Source organism: Burkholderia sp. 567, from assembly GCF_040545115.1.
GTDB lineage: Bacteria > Pseudomonadota > Gammaproteobacteria > Burkholderiales > Burkholderiaceae > Burkholderia > Burkholderia ambifaria.
Genome location: NZ_JBEPLG010000010.1, coordinates 18,930 through 39,291, shown reverse-complemented (window position 1 = coordinate 39,291; position 20,362 = coordinate 18,930). Strand labels below are relative to the sequence as shown.

At 68.5% G+C, this 20,362-nt stretch carries 17 protein-coding genes; 10 read left to right on the top strand and 7 right to left on the bottom strand.

Annotation, left to right across the window (positions count from 1 at the left end; genetic code table 11):
• Positions 1-202 precede the first annotated feature (202 nt).
• On the top strand, positions 203-2,263 hold the full coding sequence (locus tag ABIC50_RS26105; protein ID WP_354167890.1) for a bifunctional 2',3'-cyclic-nucleotide 2'-phosphodiesterase/3'-nucleotidase: 2,061 nt from the start codon (positions 203-205) through the stop codon (positions 2,261-2,263).
• A 14-nt stretch (positions 2,264-2,277) separates the two neighbouring features.
• A complete protein-coding gene (locus ABIC50_RS26100) occupies positions 2,278-3,120 on the top strand; it encodes a tetratricopeptide repeat protein (protein WP_354167888.1) in 843 nt (280 codons plus the stop codon).
• Between the two features lie 38 nt (positions 3,121-3,158).
• On the opposite strand, the gene ABIC50_RS26095 is transcribed toward ABIC50_RS26100, so the two are convergent.
• The gene (locus ABIC50_RS26095; protein ID WP_354167885.1) at positions 3,159-4,631 is read right to left on the bottom strand and encodes a PhoPQ-activated pathogenicity-related family protein; all 1,473 of its coding nucleotides are present in this window, start codon (positions 4,629-4,631) and stop codon (positions 3,159-3,161) included.
• Between the two features lie 347 nt (positions 4,632-4,978).
• On the opposite strand from ABIC50_RS26095, the gene ABIC50_RS26090 reads away from it, so the two are divergent.
• From ABIC50_RS26090 to ABIC50_RS26080, 3 genes are all read left to right on the top strand, one after another.
• Entirely contained in the window at positions 4,979-5,899 is a 921-nt protein-coding gene (locus ABIC50_RS26090) for a biotin--[acetyl-CoA-carboxylase] ligase (protein ID WP_354167882.1), read from the top strand.
• Entirely contained in the window at positions 5,896-6,684 is a 789-nt protein-coding gene (locus ABIC50_RS26085; protein ID WP_354167879.1) for a type III pantothenate kinase, read from the top strand. Before ABIC50_RS26090 ends, ABIC50_RS26085 begins: the two co-directional genes overlap by 4 nt.
• Before the next feature lie 226 nt (positions 6,685-6,910).
• Positions 6,911-7,153: a hypothetical protein gene (locus ABIC50_RS26080; RefSeq protein WP_354167876.1), complete on the top strand. Its 243-nt coding sequence runs from the start codon at positions 6,911-6,913 to the stop codon at positions 7,151-7,153.
• A gap of 16 nt (positions 7,154-7,169) precedes the next feature.
• Here the strand turns inward: ABIC50_RS26080 and rfaE2 are convergent, their stop codons facing one another.
• From rfaE2 to ABIC50_RS26050, 6 genes are all read right to left on the bottom strand, one after another.
• A complete protein-coding gene (gene rfaE2 / locus ABIC50_RS26075) occupies positions 7,170-7,655 on the bottom strand; it encodes a D-glycero-beta-D-manno-heptose 1-phosphate adenylyltransferase (protein ID WP_105787132.1) in 486 nt (161 codons plus the stop codon).
• A 165-nt stretch (positions 7,656-7,820) separates the two neighbouring features.
• A complete protein-coding gene (locus tag ABIC50_RS26070; protein WP_006755359.1) occupies positions 7,821-8,699 on the bottom strand; it encodes a ferritin family protein in 879 nt (292 codons plus the stop codon).
• Positions 8,700-9,198: 499 nt separating this feature from the next.
• Positions 9,199-10,425: a patatin-like phospholipase family protein gene (locus ABIC50_RS26065; protein WP_105832867.1), complete on the bottom strand. Its 1,227-nt coding sequence runs from the start codon at positions 10,423-10,425 to the stop codon at positions 9,199-9,201.
• A 24-nt stretch (positions 10,426-10,449) separates the two neighbouring features.
• On the bottom strand, positions 10,450-11,211 hold the full coding sequence (locus ABIC50_RS26060) for a PhaM family polyhydroxyalkanoate granule multifunctional regulatory protein (RefSeq protein ID WP_354167874.1): 762 nt from the start codon (positions 11,209-11,211) through the stop codon (positions 10,450-10,452).
• Positions 11,212-11,290: 79 nt separating this feature from the next.
• Positions 11,291-12,118: an enoyl-CoA hydratase/isomerase family protein gene (locus ABIC50_RS26055; protein ID WP_006755702.1), complete on the bottom strand. Its 828-nt coding sequence runs from the start codon at positions 12,116-12,118 to the stop codon at positions 11,291-11,293.
• Positions 12,119-12,236: 118 nt separating this feature from the next.
• Complete coding sequence (locus ABIC50_RS26050) at positions 12,237-13,229, bottom strand: fumarylacetoacetate hydrolase family protein (protein ID WP_354167871.1); 993 nt, start codon at positions 13,227-13,229, stop codon at positions 12,237-12,239.
• 127 nt (positions 13,230-13,356) lie between these two features.
• Between ABIC50_RS26050 and ABIC50_RS26045 the strand changes: the two genes are divergently transcribed.
• The 5 genes from ABIC50_RS26045 to metH all read left to right on the top strand — a co-directional run bounded on the left by ABIC50_RS26045 (position 13,357) and on the right by metH (position 20,297).
• Positions 13,357-14,232 (top strand): IclR family transcriptional regulator, encoded by an 876-nt coding sequence (locus ABIC50_RS26045; RefSeq protein ID WP_175662525.1) that lies wholly within the window; start codon positions 13,357-13,359, stop codon positions 14,230-14,232.
• 174 nt (positions 14,233-14,406) lie between these two features.
• On the top strand, positions 14,407-15,699 hold the full coding sequence (locus ABIC50_RS26040) for a DUF3108 domain-containing protein (RefSeq protein WP_354167869.1): 1,293 nt from the start codon (positions 14,407-14,409) through the stop codon (positions 15,697-15,699).
• Positions 15,700-15,944: 245 nt separating this feature from the next.
• The gene (locus ABIC50_RS26035; protein ID WP_006477667.1) at positions 15,945-16,202 is read left to right on the top strand and encodes a BTH_I0359 family protein; all 258 of its coding nucleotides are present in this window, start codon (positions 15,945-15,947) and stop codon (positions 16,200-16,202) included.
• A 263-nt stretch (positions 16,203-16,465) separates the two neighbouring features.
• Entirely contained in the window at positions 16,466-17,533 is a 1,068-nt protein-coding gene (locus ABIC50_RS26030) for a homocysteine S-methyltransferase family protein (protein WP_011658053.1), read from the top strand.
• Between the two features lie 46 nt (positions 17,534-17,579).
• A complete protein-coding gene (gene metH, locus ABIC50_RS26025) occupies positions 17,580-20,297 on the top strand; it encodes a methionine synthase (protein ID WP_354167866.1) in 2,718 nt (905 codons plus the stop codon).
• Positions 20,298-20,362 lie beyond the last annotated feature (65 nt).

The following is a 20,362-nucleotide window of genomic DNA, read 5'->3' as shown; positions in this document are numbered from 1 at the left end:
GCGCGCCGGCCCGCGGCGCCTGCCTGCACGTGCGCGGCACGGATCGGCTTGCCCCGCGCGCGCCTTTCATTCTTCCGTCATGTTTCCTTTCGATACTCTCACGCGCGCACATCAGGCCGTCGGCGCCCGCGCCGCCATTTCGTTGCGCACTTCGCGCGTCATCGTCGCGACTCATAGAACAGAACACCGAACAGGACAACCGATGCGTCTCCCCCCGCTTTCCCGCCGCCGCGCGGGCTTCGCCGCCACGCTCGCCAGCCTCGCCTTCGCCCTCGCCGGCTGCGGCGGCGACGACGTCACCGCTCCGCCGTCGCAGGCCCAGGCGCCGGCCGGCACGACCGCCACGCTCGCGCTGCTCGAAACGACCGACCTGCACACCAACGTGCTGTCATATGACTATTTCAAGCTCGCCGCCGACAACTCGCTCGGCTTCGAGCGCGTGTCGACGCTGATCGCGCAGGCGCGCGCGCAGTACCCGAACACGCTGCTGCTCGACAACGGCGACACGATCCAGGGCACCGCGCTGTCGGACTACCAGGCGCTCGTCAAGCCGATCGGCTGCGACCAGACGCTCGCGATCTACAAGGTGATGAACGCCGCGAAGTTCGACGGCGGCGGGATCGGCAACCACGAGTTCAACTACGGGCTGCCGTACCTGTCGCAGGTGACCGGCAACACGTTCGACGTCGACGGGCTGCCGGCCCCCGCGCAGCAGAAGAAGTGCGCGGGCCCGAACTTCCCGCAGGTGCTCTCGAACGTGATCAGCGCGAAGACCAACGCGCCGCTGTTCACGCCGTACACGATCCTGACCCGCACGGTGACGGCCGTCACGCCCGACGGCAAGACGGTCAGCGCGCCGGTGAAGGTCGGCATCATCGGCTTCACGCCGCCCGCGATCATGAACTGGGACAAGCGCTGGCTCGACGGCAAGGTCTATACGACCGGTCTAAAGGAAGCGGCGGAGAAGTACATTCCGGAGATGCGCGCGAAGGGCGCCGATCTCGTCGTCGCGATCTCGCACGGCGGCCTCGACAACTCGGCCTATTCGCCGACGATGGAAAACGGCAGCTGGTGGCTGTCGAAGGTGCCCGGCATCGACGCGATGCTGATCGGCCACTCGCACCAGGTGTTCCCGGACGCGAACAGCACCGTGCCGCAGTTCAACCTGCCGGGCGTCGACAAGGCGAAGGGCACCGTCAACGGCGTGCCGACCGTGATGGCCAACTTCTGGGGCAAGCATCTTGGTGTGATCAAGCTCGGCCTGAAGTTCGACGGCCACGCGTGGAGCGTCGACAAGTCGCTGACGACCGTCGAGGCGCGGCCGATCCAGAACGCGGACAAGAGCTACGTCGCCGCCGACCCGTCCGTCTCCACCGCGATCGCCGCCGAGCACCAGGCAACGATCGACTACGTGAAGACGCCGATCGGCTCGACCGACTACCGGATGAACTCGTACTTCGCGGACGTCGGCGATCCGGGCGCGATCCAGATCGTCAACGAGGCGCAGGCCGACTACGTGCGGACCTACGTGCAGGCGAACCTGCCGCAATACGCGTCGCTGCCGGTGCTGTCGGTCAGCGCGCCGTTCAAGAGCGGCTTCGGCGGCGGCAGCGACTACACCGACGTCGCGCCGGGCGCGCTCGCGATCAACAACGCGGCCGACCTGTACCTGTATCCGAACACCGTGTACGCGGTGAAGGTGAGCGGCAGCGACGTGAAGAACTGGCTCGAGACGGCCGCGAAGCGCTTCAACACGATCGACCCGACCAAGGCGACCGTGCAGCCGCTCGTCAGCAGCTTCCCCGGCTACAACTTCGACATGTTCACGTCCGCCGATCTCGCGTACGAGATCGACGTCACGCAGCCGGTCGGCAGCCGGATCAGGAATCTGACGTACCAGGGCGCGCCGATCGACCCGAACGCGCAGTTCATCGTCGCGACCAACAACTACCGCGCGAGCGGCGGCGGCAACTTCCCGGGCCTCGACGGCAGCAAGACGATCTTCGCGTCGCCCGACGCGAACCGCGACGTGCTGATCTCGTTCATCAAGAAGCGCGGCGCGATCACGCGCGCGGCGGACGGCGCGCAGCGCAGCTGGCGCTTCACGAAGCTCGCGAGCTCGGTCGCGCACGTGCGGTTCACGTCGGCGCCGAATCGGCTCGGCGACGCGGCGGCAGCCGGCCTGAGCGGCCTCACGCAGGTCGCGGCCGACGACGGCTCGGGCAAGAACCTCGCCATCTACGAGATCGACCTCACGCAATGACCATGAGACCTGCGATGCAACCGATCCGGACGATGCGGCCGGCCGAGGCCGGCTTCACCGCCGCCGCGCGGCGCCTGCTGCGCGCGAAACTCCCGCCGGCCGCGTTGCTCGCGGCGGCGGCCGTGACCGTCGCGGCCGTCGTCGCGACGACCGGCTGGCGGGCCGCTGGCCCCGCGCCGAGCGCCGCGCAGCTCGACGAATGGCAGGCGATGGTCGCGCAGGCCGTCGAGCCGCATGCGCTCGCGCAGTTGCGCACCCTCGCACGGCGTGGTTCGGGCGATGCGCAGGCGGCGCTCGGCATCGCGCTCGTCGATGCGCGCGAGCCGGGGCTGCGTGACGAGGGGCGCGGCTGGCTGGAAACCGCCGCCGCGGACGGCAAGACCGACTCGCCCGCCGCGCGACGCGCGCAGCTCGCACTCGGCAAGGCGCTGCTGCTCGGCAGCGGCGACATCCCGAAGGACTACGCGCGCGCCCGTGCGTTGCTCGGCGAAGCGGCCAGCCAGGGCGATCCGGCCGCCGCGTACTACCTCGGGCTGATTTATCGCAGCGGGTACGGCACCGCGGCCGACCCCGTGCAGGCCGCGCACTGGTTCGAGTTCGCGTCGCGCGCGGACATCCCGGCCGCGGATTTCATGCTCGCAAACGCGTACCGCGACGGCAGCGGCGTGCCGCGCGACGAAGCGCGCGCGCTTGCGCTGTATCGGCGTGCGGCGGAACACGAGCTGCCGGAAGCCGTGCAGACGCTCGCGATGGCGTATCGCAACGGCGAGCTTGGGCTCAAGCCCGATGCGGATGAGTTCCACGCGCAGTGGATCGAGACCGCGCATGCGTTGAAGCATCCGGTCGTCGCGCCGTGACGCACGGCGCGACGACGCGTCGGACCGGAAGCGGGGCGTCACGGCGTGAAACCGCGGCCCGGCAAGGTCTGGCACGCGCTGCCGCCGGCCGGCGGCGCGACCGTCGGATAGCCGTCGCCGAGGATGTAGGTCGGGCTCGTCGCGACAAACCCGTCGTCGAACGTCGCTTCCACGAAGTACGCGCGCCAGCCCGACGCCGGCTTCTCGACCGGAATGCGCAGCGGCGGCGCATCGGCGGAACCGACGGGCGTCGACGTGTAGCGAATCCCGCACGCGTAGCGAAAATCCCGCGCGTTCGGGTTCTCCGCCTGCCACAGCAGCAGACGCCTCGGCTGTTCGCGCAGTTTCAGCTTGATCGTGGTGCCATGCCCGGTCTGCTGGAGCTTCGCATCGAGTTCCGGCAACGCCGCGCCGCGCTGGATGCGATTGACGAACGCGGTCAGCGAATCGAGCGTCGCGCGCCGGATATCGACATGCGACGAGTTGGGCACCATCCGCAGCGCCTTGTCGCCCGGTAGCCGGTCGAAATACAGGCTCGCATTGTCAGGGACGAAAAAATCGTCGCCGCTCGCATTGACGACGTATTTCGGAATCTTCAGCCGCTTGCCGTGGCGGGTGCCGTGATACGCGAGCGGGTCTTCGATCTGCATCAGCGCGCCGAACGCCTCCGTGTCGATCGCCTTGTCGATGCCCTCCGCATAGTACGGATAGAACGCGAGCGGCCAGTTGCCGCCATAGCTGCGATACATGTTCTTTAGCGCGTCGCGCGTCGACAGCAGGTCGATCGCGAACGGTGCGATCGCATCGATGCGCGAATCGCCGATCACGGCCAGCCAGCTGATCCATGCCCGCTTCGAAATACCCGACACGATGAACCGGTCGATCTGCAACGCGCCGAGTTCGCGCTCGGCCAACGTCATCGCGCGCCACACCGCGGCCGCCATCGGCACGTGCAACGGCATGGTCGCCCGCCGCTGCGGCGCCTGCATGAACAGCGACCAGCTGTGTGCGACGCTGTCGTCTTCGGCGCGCGGCTTGCCGTCGTCCGTATACGTCAGGAACTGGCTCGGTATGTCGCTGACGGACATGATCACCGTGCGGGTGTTCTTCGCGAGCGACGCGAGCGTTTCGGGACTGAAGTCGTTCGGTGCGATCGGGGCGCCACCGCCCTGCGGATAACGCGTGCCGTTGTTGGCGATCACGAGCGCACGGCGCGTCAACGCGCGTTCCGGGATGTACAGCGTCGCCTCGTGCTCCCACGTGCTTGGCTGCACCAGCTGTTCCGGCGACCACGACTGCGACGTGAACCGGTACGTGCGCCGCTCGATGCCGGGCAGGTTCTCGACGCTCGTCAGCGTGTATTGCAGCGGCTGGCTCTCGACCATCTGTCGGTAGCATGCGACCGTATCCTCGAGACCGGCTTTTCGGTCGCCGTCGCACGGCGATTTTGCGTAAGCGGCAGTAAACAGCGTCGTGCAAACGAGCGCCGCCACAATTTTTTTTCTTGGCATTTCAACCTGGTGTTTTCTTTGAATGAAGCGGCCGCGTCGATCGCAACGTGCTGTCCACGTCGACGACGAATCGTGAACGCCGGCCGCCGGGACGACGCCTGCTCGAAGCGGCTGCGACGAGCTTGCCGAATCATCGCCCGCACCGAGTGAGCGACGGAAAACAGCACCGGCGGCACGCTTTCACGAGCCAGCAGGAACCCGGGCCACAGGATGATCAGGCCCTCGTATTCTAGAAACGTGGGCCATCCCGCCCCACGTTTCTCAACGATTTCTCAATTTTGATGCTCAGGCACGCGCCCCGCCTTTTCGGAGCGCGATCTCTACACCCTGTCGCTACAATATGCGCCATGAACGCCCCCACCTCCTCCGACACGCCCGATACCGGTGACGCGCGCATCGCGCGCAACCGGCTCGAGGCGCACCTGGATGCCGCGCCGCGCGCGTGGCCGCTCGACATCGTCGCCGCCACCGGCTCGACCAACGCCGACGTCGCGACGCGCCTGAAGGCGCTGCCGCGCACCGCGAGCGCGCTGCCCGCGCCGCTCGTACGCGTCGCGTTCGAGCAGACGGCCGGCCGCGGCCGGCAAGGCCGCCCGTGGTTCGCGCAACCCGGCAACGCGCTGCTGTGCTCGGTCGGCTGCATCGTGCCGCGCCCCGTCGACGCGCTCGCCGGCCTCAGCATCGCGATCGGCGTCGCGCTCGCGGAAGGGCTCGCCGCGCTGCCGCTCGACGCCCGCTCGCGTGTCGCCCTCAAATGGCCGAACGACCTGCTGCTGACGGCCACCGACGACGGTACGTCGCACATCGTCGGCAAGCTCGCCGGCATCCTGATCGAAACTGTGTGGAGCACCGCCGACGCGACCGCCGTCGTGATCGGCTTCGGCATCAACGTGCGCGGCGCGGAAGCCGTCGCCGCGCAGGTCGAAGCGCTGCGCGCGCGCGAAGCGACGCTCGCGAGCGGGCTGCCGCCGGCCGCGCTGTCGGCCGCGTGCGCATCGGCCAACCTCACCGATACGCTCGCCGCCGCACTGAATGCGCTCACGCCCGCACTCGCGCAGTTCGGCACCGGCGGGCTCGCGCCGTTCCTGCCGCGCTGGCACGCGCTGCACGCATACGCCGGGCGCGAAGTCGTGCTGCTCGAACAGGGCGTCGAACGCGCGCGCGGCATCGCGACGGGCATCGACGCGACCGGCCAGCTGCTGCTCGACACGCCCGACGGCGTGCAGGCGATCGCGGCCGGCGACGTATCGCTGCGCGAAGCGCAATGAACGAGCCGCATCTGCTGATCGACGCCGGCAACAGCCGGATCAAGTGGGCGCTCGCCGATGCGCGGCGCACGCTCGTCGACACGGGCGCGTTCGGCCATACGCGCGACGGCGGCGCCGATCCCGACTGGTCGGCCCTGCCGCGTCCCCATGGCGCATGGATCTCGAACGTCGCGGGCGCCGACGTGGCCGCACGGCTCGACGCGCTGCTCGACGCCTGCTGGCCGGGCCTGCCGCGCACGACGATCCGCTCGCGGCCCGCGCAATGCGGCGTGACGAACGGCTACACGACGCCCGACCAGCTCGGCAGCGATCGCTGGGCCGGCTTGATCGGCGCACGTGCGGCGTTTCCGGGCGAGCATCTGCTGATCGCGACGTTCGGCACGGCGACGACGCTCGAAGCGCTGCGCGCGGACGGGCGCTTCACCGGCGGGCTGATCGCGCCGGGCTGGGCGCTGATGATGCGCGCGCTCGGCACGCACACCGCGCAGTTGCCGACGCTGACCACCGACATCGCGAGCGGGCTGCTCGCCGGCGCGCAGGCCGAGCCGTTCCAGGTCGATACGCCGCGCTCGCTGTCGGCGGGCTGTCTGTACGCGCAGGCCGGGCTGATCGAGCGCGCATGGCGCGATCTCGCCGATGCGTGGCAGGCGCCCGTGCGGCTGGTGCTGGCAGGCGGTGCGGCGGACGACGTCGCGCGCGCGCTGACGCTGCCGCATACGCGGCACGACGCGCTGATCCTGTCGGGGCTCGCGTTGATCGCCGCGGAAGCCGCGGCGCAGGATTGACGAAAACCGGCCGGCGTCGCGTCGACCGCATCGACGGATGCCCGGCTGCGTTGCTTCGTCACGGGAAGGATGGAAGAACGGGCGCGGTGTGTGCGCCCATGCAGGCCGCCGGCCGCCAACGCGGCCCGGCCGTCGCGAACGATCGCCGGCTGCAACGGCAACCTTTGCCATGCAGCGGGCCCGACTGAACGGTTGAACGACTGAACCACGACGAGGAGTGTCGACGATGCTGCGCTGGCTGATCGCTGTTGTCTTTCTCGCGAACCTGCTCGCGTTCGTGGCCGTGCGCGGCGTGTTCGGGCCGCCGCCGGCGGCCGGCGCGCGCGAACCGGGCGTGCTGTCCCGGCAGGTGCGGCCCGATGCAGTGCATGCGATGCCGCTCGCGCAGGCGACCGATCAGCCCGTGATCGGCGCTCCGATCGCCGCGCCGGCCCTCACGGAGGCGCCGCTCGCGGCATCCGCGCCCTGACGGCGCGGCGTACGCATCAGGACTGCTGCGCGCGCACCTTCTTCAGCAGCGCGGTGGTCGAGCGGTCATGCGCGAACGGAATCGCGAGCGCACGGCCGCCCCAGCCGCGCACGATGGCCGATTCCGGCAGCGCGTCCATGTCGTAGTCGCCGCCCTTCACGAGAATGTCCGGACGGACGGCCTCGATCAGCGACACCGGCGTCTTTTCCTCGAACTTCACGACCCAGTCGACGCTCTCCAGCGCCGCGAGCAGCGCCATCCGGTCATCCTCGCGGTTGATCGGACGGTCGTCGCCCTTGCCGAGCATGCGCACCGACGCATCGCTGTTCACGCCGACGATCAGGCACGCGCCGAGCGCCTTGGCGTCCGCGAGATACGTGACGTGGCCACGGTGCAGGATGTCGAACACGCCGTTCGTGAACACGACGGGCGAAGGCAGCGAAGCGCGCAGGGCAACCAGGGCGTCGCGGGTGATCAGCTTGCGTTCGAAGGTAGCGGACATGATGGAGTTCGGATGGCGTGAGCGGCGCGCAATGCGCGTCGCGACAGGACGCGGCGGCGCCAGATAATGAAAAGCCCGCCGGCGGGCCGGGCGGGCTTCATGCAGGAATTCACTGCGACGATCGCAACCGGCGGAGCGTCACGGCGGCTGCGCCGCCGCGCGGCCTCAGGCCGGTTGTGCGGCCGACGACGGGCCGCTTTCCGACTGCAGGCGGCCGGTGACTTCCTTGCGATAGCGATTCAGCTCCTGCGCGGTCGCGAACGTGCGCTCGAACAGGATCGACAGGTTGTGCAGGATCCGGTCGACGACCTTCTTTTCCCACTCGCCGTCGAAGCGGATCTGCTCGTCGAGCCAGCGCTCGAGCCATTCCGGATCGGGCAGGCGCGACTGCACGGTGTCGCGCGGGAACAGCGCCTGGTTCACGTGCAGGTTGGTCGGGTGCAGCGGCTTCTCGGTGCGGCGCGCCGATGCCATCAGCACGCCGATCTTCGCGAACGCCGCGCGCGCGACGTCGCCGCAGTTGTTCAGCGCCTTCTTCATGTAGCGCAGGTAAGCGCCGCCATGGCGCGCTTCATCGCGCGAGATCGTTTCGTAGATGTGCTTGATGACCGGCTCGGTGTGCCAGTCGGCCGCGCAGCGATACCAGTGGTTCAGGCGGATCTCGCCGCAGAAGTGCAGCATCAGCGTCTCGAGCGGCGGCGCCGGATCGAACTGGAAGCGCACCGCGTGCAGCTCTTCCTCGGTCGGCACCATTTCCGGCCGGAACCGGCGCAGGTATTCCATCAGCACGAGCGAATGCTTCTGCTCCTCGAAGAACCACACGCTCATGAACGCGGAAAAGTCGCTGTCGTGCTGGTTGTCGCGCAGGAACATTTCCGTTGCGGGCAGCGCCGACCATTCGGTGATCGCGTTCATCTTGATCGTCTTCGCCTGCTCGTCGGTGAGCAGCGAAGCGTCGAACTTGTCCCACGGAATGTCCTTCTCCATGTCCCAGCGGACAGCTTCGAGCGACCTGTAAAGTTCCGGATAAAGCATGGTGTTCATGATGGTCCCACCCCTGTTCTGCGCAATGCGACTTCTCTAAACGTGACTGTTGCCGCGTACGCGCGCGAGCGCGCTTTTCGCAGCCAAGACTCTAATTTTACGCGGGAATCCAGCCGCCGGACGCAGATTCCGCATCCGGCTGCCAGGCGGCCGCGCCGCCGCCTCGACGCACGCCGCAGCCCCGCTCCGCTCCGCTCGAACGGAACCGGCCGCGCGTGCCTCATGTGGGGGCCGGCGCAAGCCGGCTCGTTGACGAGCCGGCCCCGGCGTCACACGGCTTCCGGACGGATTCCCGTACGGCTGCCGGACGGCAGGCTGCTCGATATGGTGTATACGGCGGCGGCCATGATAGCACGCACCCATGACGGTTCCGAGACGCCCGCCCGGTCGCGCGCCGCCCACGGCGGTGCGGCGATCGGTCGCGGGCGGGCGTCGCGAAAACGCAACCGATCTGTAAGGCGCATTTGCTTCCGCGCCGTTTCCGGCAGCCAGATTCGCATCAGACCCGTATTTCACCCGTCGCGATACCGCCATCCGGCGGCATGCCGGTGGGCGGTGCGCTGCAGCCGTCGGCGCCCGCGATCCAGCTCGCCAGCGTGTCGCGCTGCGCGCGCCCGTCGCGGTAGCCGAGCTCGATCAGCTCGCGCGTGAACGCCTCCTCGAACAGCAGGTAGCTCGCGAACGACGCGCCGGCCGGCTGGCTGCCGCCGATCGCGCCGAGCAGCCCGCGCATCGTGGCCGGCATCTGCTTCAGGTGTTTCGCGGCGATCAGCTCGATGCGCTCGGACGGCGCGATCGCGAGCACGTCGACGTGCCGCCAGCCGCTGTCCACTTCGACCTGCTGCGGCAGGTGCTCGATCATCCGGTTGATGTGCTCGATGCGCTCGATGTCCGCGCCGATCGAGTCGAGAAACACGCTCGCAAGCACTTGCTGGCCGATCTGCGCGAGCGTCGGATAGCCGCGCACCCGCCCCGAACCGTTCGCGGCGGGAATCTCGGGCCGCGGATCGGCCGCGCCGATCACGACGATCCGGTTCGCGCCGAAGTGGATCGCCGGCGACAGCGGCGCGACCTGCCGGATCGACCCGTCGCCGAAGTATTCGACCTGTCCGTCGAGCACGAGCGGCACGGCCGGGAACACGAACGGAATGGCCGACGACGCGAGCAGGTGCGACGCCGACAGGTCGACGAGCCGCGCGGTGCGCTGCGCGCGCCGCCATGCCTGGATCGGCTCGGCGGCCTGGTAGAAGGTCAGGTGCCGCCCGCTCGAATAGCTGAGCGCCGTGATCGACAGCGCATGCAGCAGCCGGCTCTCGAGCATCTGCTCGATCCGGTGGAAACTCAGCTCGCGCTGCAGCAGGTGCGCGAGCGGCGCGTTGTCGAGCAGCCCGCGTGGCGAACGGCGTGCCGCCCAGCCGAAGCTCATCGCCGCGAGCCAGCGTGCACCCGCCGCCGCGATGCCGAGCCAGTCGGTGCGATACACGTAGTCCGCGCGCAGCGGCTCCCAGAATTCGAGCAGGCGCCGCACGCCGTGCGAAAAATCGTCCGCGTGGCTCGCGATCGACGTTGCATTGATCGCGCCGGCCGACGAGCCGCATACGACCGAAAACGGCACCGTATGCCGCTGCGGATCGGCCTCGCGCGCGATCTCGGCCAGCGCCTTCAGCACGCCGACCTGGTAGGCGGCGCGGGCGCCGCCCCCCATCAGAACGAGCGCGAGCCGCATGATCGACCTGCCATCCGGTTCGCGTCAGGTCGAGCGCTTCGGCGGACGCGTTTCGGGCGACGAAGCGGCTGCCGCGCGCGCCGCGGCCGAACCGGACGGCTTCGCGCGCTTCGCGGCCGGCTTGCGCGGCGCGGCGGCAGCGGCAGCAGCCGCGGCCGGTGCGGGCGGTTCCGCCTGCGCTGTCGGCGCGGCCTGCGCGGGCGGTGCATCGTCCGGCTGATCGGGCTGCACGCCCGGCTGCGTCATCGCGAGACTCGCGAGCTGGTTGAACTGCGCCTGCAGCAGGTTCCACCAGCCGGCCGGGTCGAACGCCTGCTGCGCGGCGTCGCCGGCCGGCGGCGCTTCGGCAGCGCCAGCACCCGGCGCTTGCTGCGCATCGGCGCGCGGCGCGGACGCCGCTTGCGCGGCCGCGACCGCGGCTTCCTCGGCCGCCGACATCGAGCTCTGCGCGAATGCGCCGAACGCGCGCAGCGTCGCGAGCGTCGCGCGCTGTACCTCGAGCGCCTGGATCGCGGACTGCAGCATCCCGAGATTGAGCTTGAGCCATTGCTCGACCGCGCGCAGATCGGTGATCCGCTTGTCGAGCTCCTCGACGCTCGTGAGCGGCGCCATCATGTCGGACATGCTCGACAGCGACGGCGGCAACCCCGAGGCGGCGCCCGGAAACGACGCCATCCCGCCGAACGGCGACATCCGCATCATGTCCCACATCCGGTCGAGCATGTCGGCAGGCTTGAAACCGGCAAAGCCGGCGAAAGGATTGGAGCCGGAGGCTTCGTTCGTCATTACGGGCATCCTGGTTGACTGGGTGAGCGAAGCGGCCGGCACGGGTCGCGCGGCCGCCCTGGTTCGATGATAGCGCGCGTCAGAACGGTGCGTCGCCGGGGAAATCCGGCGGGCGCCGCTCGCGCAGCGAGCGGATGCCTTCCTGCACGTCGGGCCCGGAGAAGCCCATGAATTCGAGCGCGAGCGACGTATCGAACGTCGGCCCGGCGCTGCGCAGCCAGTTGTTCAGCGCGTACTTGGTCCAGCGGATCGCCGACTGCGACCCGTGCGCGAGCCGCTCCGCGACTTCGTACGCCTTCGGCAGCAGGTCGGCCGGCTCGACCGCGAGCGACACGAGGCCGATCCGCTCGGCCTCCTCGCCGCTCACCGGCTCGCACAGCAGCAGGTAGTACTTCGCCTTCGCCATCCCGCACAGCAGCGGCCACACGATCGCCGCATGATCGCCGGCCGCGACGCCGAGCCGCGTATGACCGTCGATGATGCGCGCATCCTTCGCGGCGATCGAGATGTCGGCGAGCAGGCCGGCGACGAGCCCCGCGCCGACGGCCGGGCCGTGCATCGCGGAGACGATCGGCTTGCTGCAGTTGATCACGTTGTAGACGAGGTCGCGCGCCTCGCGCCACACGCGGGCGCGCACGTCGAAGTCGTTCGCCATCGCCTCGACGAGCGCGAGATCGCCGCCCGCCGAAAAGCCCTTGCCCTCGCCGCGGATCACCGCGACGCGCGTATCGGGATCGCGGTCGACGTCGCGCCAGATGTCGGCGAGTTCGCGATGCATGCGTTCGTTCGCGGTCGCGAGGCCGCTGCGGTTCGCGCCCTCGCCGCTCATCACGATATCGAGCACGCCATGCTCGCGGCGCGTCACCTTCAATGCTTCGTAACCGCCGTATGCGGCAAGATCGGCCATGCGCAGCTCCCGGTGCTTGAGGCGTTTGAAACGCCTGAATCGAGTGTAGCCAAGCCCGCGCGGGCAAACATCGGGCGAAACCCGGCGCGCGGGCCGGGAGCCGGGCTTCGCGCGTGCGTCAGGCCGCGCCGTCGGGCGGTGCGACCGACTGCTCGATCGCGCCGAAGATCGACTTGCCGGCCGCGTCGAACATCTCGATGCGCACGGTGTCGCCATAGCGCATGAATTCGGTCTGCGGCGCGCCGTGCTCGATCGTCTCGAGGCAGCGCTTCTCGGCGATGCAGCAATAGCCGCGCTTCGCGTCCTTGTTCGACACGGTGCCCGAGCCGACGATCGAGCCGGCACGCAGGTTGCGCGTCTTCGCCGCATGCGCGATCAACTGGCCGAAGTGGAACACCATGTCGGTGCCCGCGTCGGGCTGGCCGACCTTCTTGCCGTTCCAGTGGACGATCATCGGCCGGTGTACGCGGCCTTCGCGCCATTCGTCGCCGAGCTCGTCGAGCGTCACCGCGACCGGTGCGAACGCGGTGGCCGGCTTGCTCTGGAAGAAGCCGAAGCCCTTCGCGAGTTCGGCCGGAATCAGGTTGCGCAACGACACGTCGTTCACGAGCGTGACGAGCCGCACGGCCTTCAGCGCGTCGTCGGGCGATGCGCTCATCGGCACGTCGCCGGTGATCACCGCGACTTCGGCCTCGAAATCGATGCCCCACTCCTCGGACGCGCACACGATGTCGTCGCGCGCGCCGAGGAAGTCGTCGCTGCCGCCCTGGTACATCAGCGGATCGGTCCAGAACTCCGGCGGCATCTCGGCGCCGCGCGCGCGGCGCACGAGCTCGACGTGATTCACGTACGCGGAGCCGTCCGCCCACTGGAACGCGCGCGGCAGCGGCGCCATGCAGTTCGCCGGATCGAGCGCGAACGCGTTGCGTGCGCGGCCGTGGTTCAGCGCGTCGGACAGGTCGCGCAGTTGCGGCGCGTAGAACGCCCAGTCGTCGAGGACGCGCTGCAGCGTCGGCGCGATCGCATCGGCGATCGCCGCGGTGTGCAGGTCGCGCGACACGACGATCAGCTGGCCGTCGCGCGTGCCGTCCTTCAGCGATGCAAGTTTCATGGGGTGTCTGCCGTTGTAGTGACGATGGAGGGAATCTATTTTACGATGGTGAATCCACGCGGCGCGCCACGATCGTGCGTGCCGCTTTCGTCCCGACCCTTGCCGCCTTTCCGCGCCCCCGTTGCCCATGCCCGCCAACCCGCTTCCCGACGACGAACTCGCTGATTCCGACACCGATGACACCGGCTCCGGCGAGCATGGCGAAGGCGGCGAGAAGGTCCGCTCCGGCATCCAGTCGATCGAGGTCGGCTTTCGCCTGCTCGAGGTGCTGACGAGCGAGCCGCGCGCGATGATGCTGCGCGACCTCGCGCAGCGCGCGGGCATGAGCCCTGCGAAGGCGCACCGCTACCTGGTGAGCTTCTCGCGGCTCGGCGTCGTGTCGCAGGATCCCGTGTCGGGCCGCTACGAACTCGGCGGCTTCGCGCTGCAGATGGGCCTCGCGCGGCTCGCGCGCGTGGACGGCGTGAAGCTCGCGCGCATCGCGCTGACCGAGTTGCGCGACCGCGTCGATCAGACGGTCGGCATCGCGGTGTGGGGCAATCAGGGCCCGACGATCGTGCACTGGATGGAATCGAGCCACCCCGCGAAGGCGTCGCTGAAGCTCGGCGACGTGATGCCGTTGCTCGGCTCCGCGACGGGCCTGCTGTTCGCCGCGTACCTGCCGCGCAGCAAGACCGCGGCGATGCTCGAGCGCGAGCTCGCCGACACGCGCCGCTCGCCGCATCACGGCGGCCCACGCACGCTCGAGGAAGTCGACGCGGTGCTCGCCGACGTGCGCGCGCATCAGGCCGCACGCGTCGAAGGGATGCTGCTGCCGACGATCCACGCGTTCTGCATGCCGGTGTTCGATGCGGTCGGCGAACTGGCGCTCGCGATCGTCGCGCTCGGTCAGGAAGGCACGTTCGACATCGCGTGGGGCGGCGAGATCGACACCGCGCTGCGCGCGTGCGCGCAGAAACTGTCTTACGAACTCGGCTATAGTCCGGACGCGCGCGACGCCTGACACGCGACGCGTGCGACACCCGGGCGAATGCGCGCGATGCTGCGCGAACGCGCGGCGCGGCCGGCGGTCCGATGGGTGTGACGTGCCGTTGTGACGTGCGGTCGTGACGTGCCGCAGCGATGTACGTCATGCACGATCCGCCACGACTGTCCCAACCTTGCTCCGTTTTCGCCGATGCCGCCTGCCGCCCCCCGTCCTCGTCACGTCCTGCCCCGCCACTGGCTGCGCGCGGGCATCGCGATCGTCGTCGTGCTGGTGCTGCATGCGCTCGCCGCGTTGTGGCTGACGCGCAATCGCGAATCGTTCACGCCGCCCGCGCCCGCCGAGATCCCGGTGCAGATCGAATTGCTGAAGCCGCGGCCGATCGAGCGCCAGCCCGCGCCGAAGCCGGTCGAACCTCCAGCCGAACATCATGCCGAGCCTGCGCCGGCGAAACCGGCTCCCGCCGCACCGAAGCCTGCGCCATCGCCCGAGCCCGTGCTGACGTCGACGCAGACAGCCGAGCACGGCGAGCCGCCGCCGGCCGCCGCCTCCGCCGCGAGCGGCACGGCAGGCGCATCGGATGCGAATGCGGCACCGGCCGGCGCCGCCAGCAGCGCCAGCAGTGCCGCGACGCCGGGCCCCGCGACGAGCGGCGTGAAGTTCGTGGCGCCATCATCCGGCGATCTGCAATACGATACGTTCTACAACGGGATGCAGAACATGATCGGCACGATCCACTGGCGCACCGACGGACACACCTACGACCTGTCGGTGTCGATGCCTGTGCCGTTCGTCGGTCCGTTCACGTACCGCAGCGAAGGCCGCATCGACGCGTTCGGTGTGGCCCCCGATCGATATGTCGAGAAACGCGGCAAGCGCCCCGAGGACATCGCGATCTTCAACCGCGAGATCCGTCAGGTCGTGTTCACGCGCACGCCAAACAACGCGCCGCTGCCCGACGGCGTGCAGGATCGTTTCAGCATGCTGATGCAGTTGTCGGGGCTCGTGCGCGGCAATCCGTCCGCGTACAAGCCGGGCGTCACGCAGCAGTTCTTCGTGATCGACAACAACAGCGGCGAGACCTGGCCGATCACGGTGATCGGCGACGAGGACGTGCAGACGCAAACAGGCATCGTGCGCGCGCGGCACTTCATGCGGTTGCCGCGCCGCGCCGGCGACACGCGCCGCATCGACATGTGGCTCGCGCCGTCGCTCGACTGGTTGCCCGCAAGGCTCGTACAATCGGAACCGAACGGCGCGCAGATCGAATTGCTTTGGCATGGCCGGCTCGCGCCGCCAGACGCACCGGCCGACGGGGTGACGCCACGCGCAACAAATGCGCCCGACAACGCGCCCGCCAGTACCCCGGCCACCGTGGCACCCGCCGCGGAGCCGGCACAACCGCCACAACCCGCGCCGCCGGCTGACGTGCAACCATCGGCGCCCACGGGTTCACCACCCGCGTCGACGCCGCCCGCGCCGTGATGACCGACAGATCGGCAATTTCGACCGATTAAAGTTGTTGGCCGAAATGGCCGATGACACTCTTTAACAACTATTTCAGTGCACCGGATCACAATAAGAAACGTTTGATAGACATCGGCTTCTAACCAATACACCCCACGCAAACGGGAGAACGGGGTGTGCAGCGCAAGCCCCTTGAAACCGGCACGGCCTGCCCCACCTACGGAGCAACAAGGCCAGATGCCACTGCGAAGAGGAGTGCCGCCATGCAAATGATCTACAACAGCCCCAATTACTGCGTCGTCGAATTTGCGCCGCAGGCCGGTCACCATCTGATGAATGCCGGCGGATACGAAATCGTCGACAAGAACGCGCAGCGCGAGATTTTCATCGACGGCGAACTTGCCGAGCGTTTCCGCGCACACGTGAAGCAGCTGATCGAGGACGAGCCGTCGCTCGACGAAGTGGACGAATTCCTCGGACAGTTCGACAGCCTGATGATGATGCCCGTCGTCCTGCACTGACGACACCCGGTCCGGCGCATCGCCGGGCCCATCGCCGCGCACTGCGCGGCGCCGCGAGCACTCTGATCCACGCCCCCGTCCGGTTCGCCGGCGGGGGTTTTCGTTTGATGGGGCCCGTGCGCGGCCGGGCGCGCCTTCGTTGCGCGAACAACGCTCGCCCGCATGCTTCGCGCCGGCCCCGCTGCCCGCGCCGCGCGAGCCCGGGCGGCGCCCCGGCGCACCGGCTACAATGACGGTTTTCCCGTCTTCGCCGGTCTTCCGCCATGTCTGCGACCCCTCTCGCTGCTTCCGTCCCGCTCGACGCGCGCTACACGCGCGGCGCCGAACTGCCCGCGCTGCTGAAATCGCGCATCCTGATCCTCGACGGCGCGATGGGCACGATGATCCAGCGCTACAAGCTCGACGAGGCCGCCTATCGCGGCGAGCGCTTCAAGGATTTCCCGCGCGACATCAAGGGCAACAACGAGCTGCTGTCGCTCACGCAGCCGCAGATCATCCGCGAGATCCACGACCAGTACTTCGCGGCCGGCGCGGACATCGTCGAAACCAACACGTTCGGTGCGACGACGGTCGCGCAGGCCGACTACGGGATGGAAGACCTCGTCGTCGAGATGAACGTCGAATCGGCGCGGCTCGCGCGCGAATCGGCCGTGCGCTACGCGACGCCCGACAAACCGCGCTTCGTCGCGGGCGCGATCGGGCCGACGCCGAAGACGGCGAGCATCTCGCCGGACGTCAACGACCCGGGCGCGCGCAACGTCACGTTCGACGAACTGCGCAGCGCGTATTACCAGCAGGCGAAGGCGCTGCTCGACGGCGGCGTCGACCTGTTCCTCGTCGAGACGATCTTCGACACGCTGAACGCGAAGGCCGCGCTGTTCGCGCTCGACGAATTGTTCGAGGACACCGGCGAGCGCCTGCCGATCATGATCTCGGGCACCGTGACCGACGCGTCGGGCCGCATCCTGTCGGGCCAGACAGTCGAGGCGTTCTGGAATTCGCTGCGCCACGCGAAGCCGCTCACGTTCGGCCTGAACTGCGCGCTCGGCGCGGCGCTGATGCGCCCGTACATCGCCGAGCTCGCGAAGCTGTGCGACACCTACGTGTCGTGCTACCCGAACGCGGGCCTGCCGAACCCGATGAGCGACACCGGTTTCGACGAGACGCCGGACGTCACGTCGGGCCTGCTGAAGGAATTCGCGCAAGCCGGGCTCGTGAACCTCGCGGGCGGCTGCTGCGGCACGACGCCCGAGCACATCGCCGAGATCGCGAAGGCGCTCGCCGACGTGAAACCGCGCCGCTGGCCGAGCCACTACAGCGACGCCGCCTGACCGACCGCCCCAACGCCCGCCCTACCTCACACGAATTCGCACCGCCATGACCGATCACATGATGCGCCTTGCCGGCCTCGAGCCGTTCAACGTCACGTCCGGGACGCTCTTCATCAACGTCGGCGAACGCACCAACGTCACCGGCTCGAAGGCGTTCGCGCGGATGATCCTGAACGGCCAGTTCGACGAGGCGCTCGCCGTCGCGCGCCAGCAGGTCGAGAACGGCGCGCAGGTGATCGACATCAACATGGACGAGGCGATGCTCGATTCGAAGGCGGCGATGGTGCGCTTCCTGAACCTGATCGCATCCGAGCCGGACATCGCGCGCGTGCCGATCATGATCGACTCGTCGAAGTGGGAAGTGATCGAGGCCGGCCTCAAGTGCGTGCAGGGCAAGGCGATCGTGAACTCGATCTCGCTGAAGGAAGGCGAGGAAGCGTTCCGCCATCACGCGAACCTGATCCGCCGCTACGGCGCGGCCGCGGTCGTGATGGCGTTCGACGAGACGGGCCAGGCCGATACCTACGCGCGCAAGACCGAAATCTGCAAGCGCTCGTACGACTTCCTCGTGAACGAAGTCGGCTTCCCGCCGGAAGACATCATCTTCGACCCGAACATCTTCGCGGTCGCGACCGGCATCGAGGAGCACAACAACTACGCGGTCGACTTCATCGAGGCGACCCGCTGGATCAAGCAGAACCTGCCGTACGCGAAGGTGAGCGGCGGCGTGTCGAACGTGTCGTTCTCGTTCCGCGGCAACGACCCGGTGCGCGAGGCGATCCACACCGTGTTCCTGTACCACGCGATCCAGGCGGGGATGGACATGGGCATCGTGAACGCGGGCCAGCTCGGCGTGTATGCCGATCTCGACGCGGAACTGCGCGAGCGGGTCGAGGACGTGATCCTGAACCGCCGCGACGATTCCACCGACCGCCTGCTCGAGATCGCCGACAAGTTCAAGGCGGGCGGCGCGAAGAAGGAAGAGAACCTCGAGTGGCGCAATCAGCCGGTCGAGAAGCGGCTTTCGCATGCGCTCGTGCACGGGATCACGAACTTCATCGTCGAGGATACGGAAGAGGTGCGCGCGAAGATCGCCGCGGCCGGCGGCCGCCCGATCAACGTGATCGAAGGCCCGCTGATGGACGGGATGAACATCGTCGGCGACCTGTTCGGCCAGGGCAAGATGTTCCTGCCGCAGGTCGTGAAGTCGGCGCGCGTGATGAAGCAGGCCGTCGCGCACCTGATCCCGTTCATCGAGGAAGAAAAACGGCTGCTCGCGGAAGCGGGCGGCGACGTGCGCGCGAAAGGCAAGATCGTCATCGCGACCGTGAAGGGCGACGTGCACGACATCGGCAAGAACATCGTGTCGGTCGTGCTCCAGTGCAACAACTTCGAAGTGGTCAACATGGGCGTGATGGTCCCGTGCAACGAGATTCTCGCGAAGGCGAAGGTCGAGGGCGCGGACATCATCGGGCTGTCGGGCCTCATCACGCCGAGCCTCGAGGAAATGGCGTACGTCGCGTCCGAAATGCAGCGCGACGATTACTTCCGCGTGAAGAAGATCCCGCTCCTGATCGGCGGCGCGACGACCTCGCGCGTGCACACGGCCGTGAAGATCGCGCCGCATTACGAAGGCCCGGTCGTCTACGTGCCCGACGCATCGCGCTCGGTGTCGGTCGCATCGAGCCTGCTGTCGGACGAAGGCGCGACGAAGTACCTCGACGAATTGAAGTCGGATTACGAACGGATCCGCGAACAGCACGCGAACCGCAAGGCCCAGCCGATGGTCACGCTCGCCGAGGCGCGCGCGAACAAGGCGAAGCTCGACTGGGCGGGCTACCGGCCCGTGAAGCCGAAGTTCATCGGCCGCCGCGTGTTCAAGAACTACGACCTGAACGAGCTCGCGAACTACATCGACTGGGGCCCGTTCTTCCAGACCTGGGATCTCGCGGGCCCGTACCCGGCGATCCTGAACGACGAGATCGTCGGCGAATCGGCGCGGCGCGTGTTCTCCGATGCGAAGTCGATGCTCGCGCGCCTCATCCAGGGCCGCTGGCTCACCGCGAACGGCGTGATCTCGCTGCTGCCGGCGAACACGGTCAACGACGACGACATCGAGATCTACACCGACGATTCGCGCTCCGAAGTGCTGCTCACGTGGCGCAACCTGCGCCAGCAGAGCGTGCGTCCGGTGGTCGACGGCGTGATGCGCCCGAACCGCTCGCTCGCCGACTTCATCGCGCCGAAGGAATCGGGCGTCGCCGACTACATCGGGATGTTCGCGGTCACGGCCGGCCTCGGCGTCGACGTGAAGGAAAAGCAGTTCGAGGCCGACCACGACGACTACAGCGCGATCATGCTGAAGGCACTCGCCGACCGCTTCGCGGAAGCATTCGCCGAGGCGATGCACGCGCGCGTGCGCCGCGAGCTGTGGGGCTATGCGAGCGGCGAGACGCTCGACAACGATGCGCTGATCGCCGAAAAGTACGCGGGCATCCGCCCGGCGCCCGGCTACCCGGCCTGCCCCGACCACCTCGTGAAGCGCGACATGTTCGCCGCGCTGCAGGCGGAGGAAATCGGGATGAGCGTGACCGAATCGCTGGCGATGCTGCCGGCCGCGAGCGTGTCGGGCTTCTATCTCGCGCACCCGGACAGCCGCTACTTCTCGGTCGGGAAAATCGGGCAGGATCAGCTCGACGACTACGCGCGGCGGATGTCGCTGTCGCTCGCCGACGCCCGGCGCGCGCTCGCGCCGCAGCTCTGACCGATGCCGGCGGGCGGCCAGCCCGCCATTTCATCAGAGGAAATGAAAAGCCCGCTCGAAAGCGG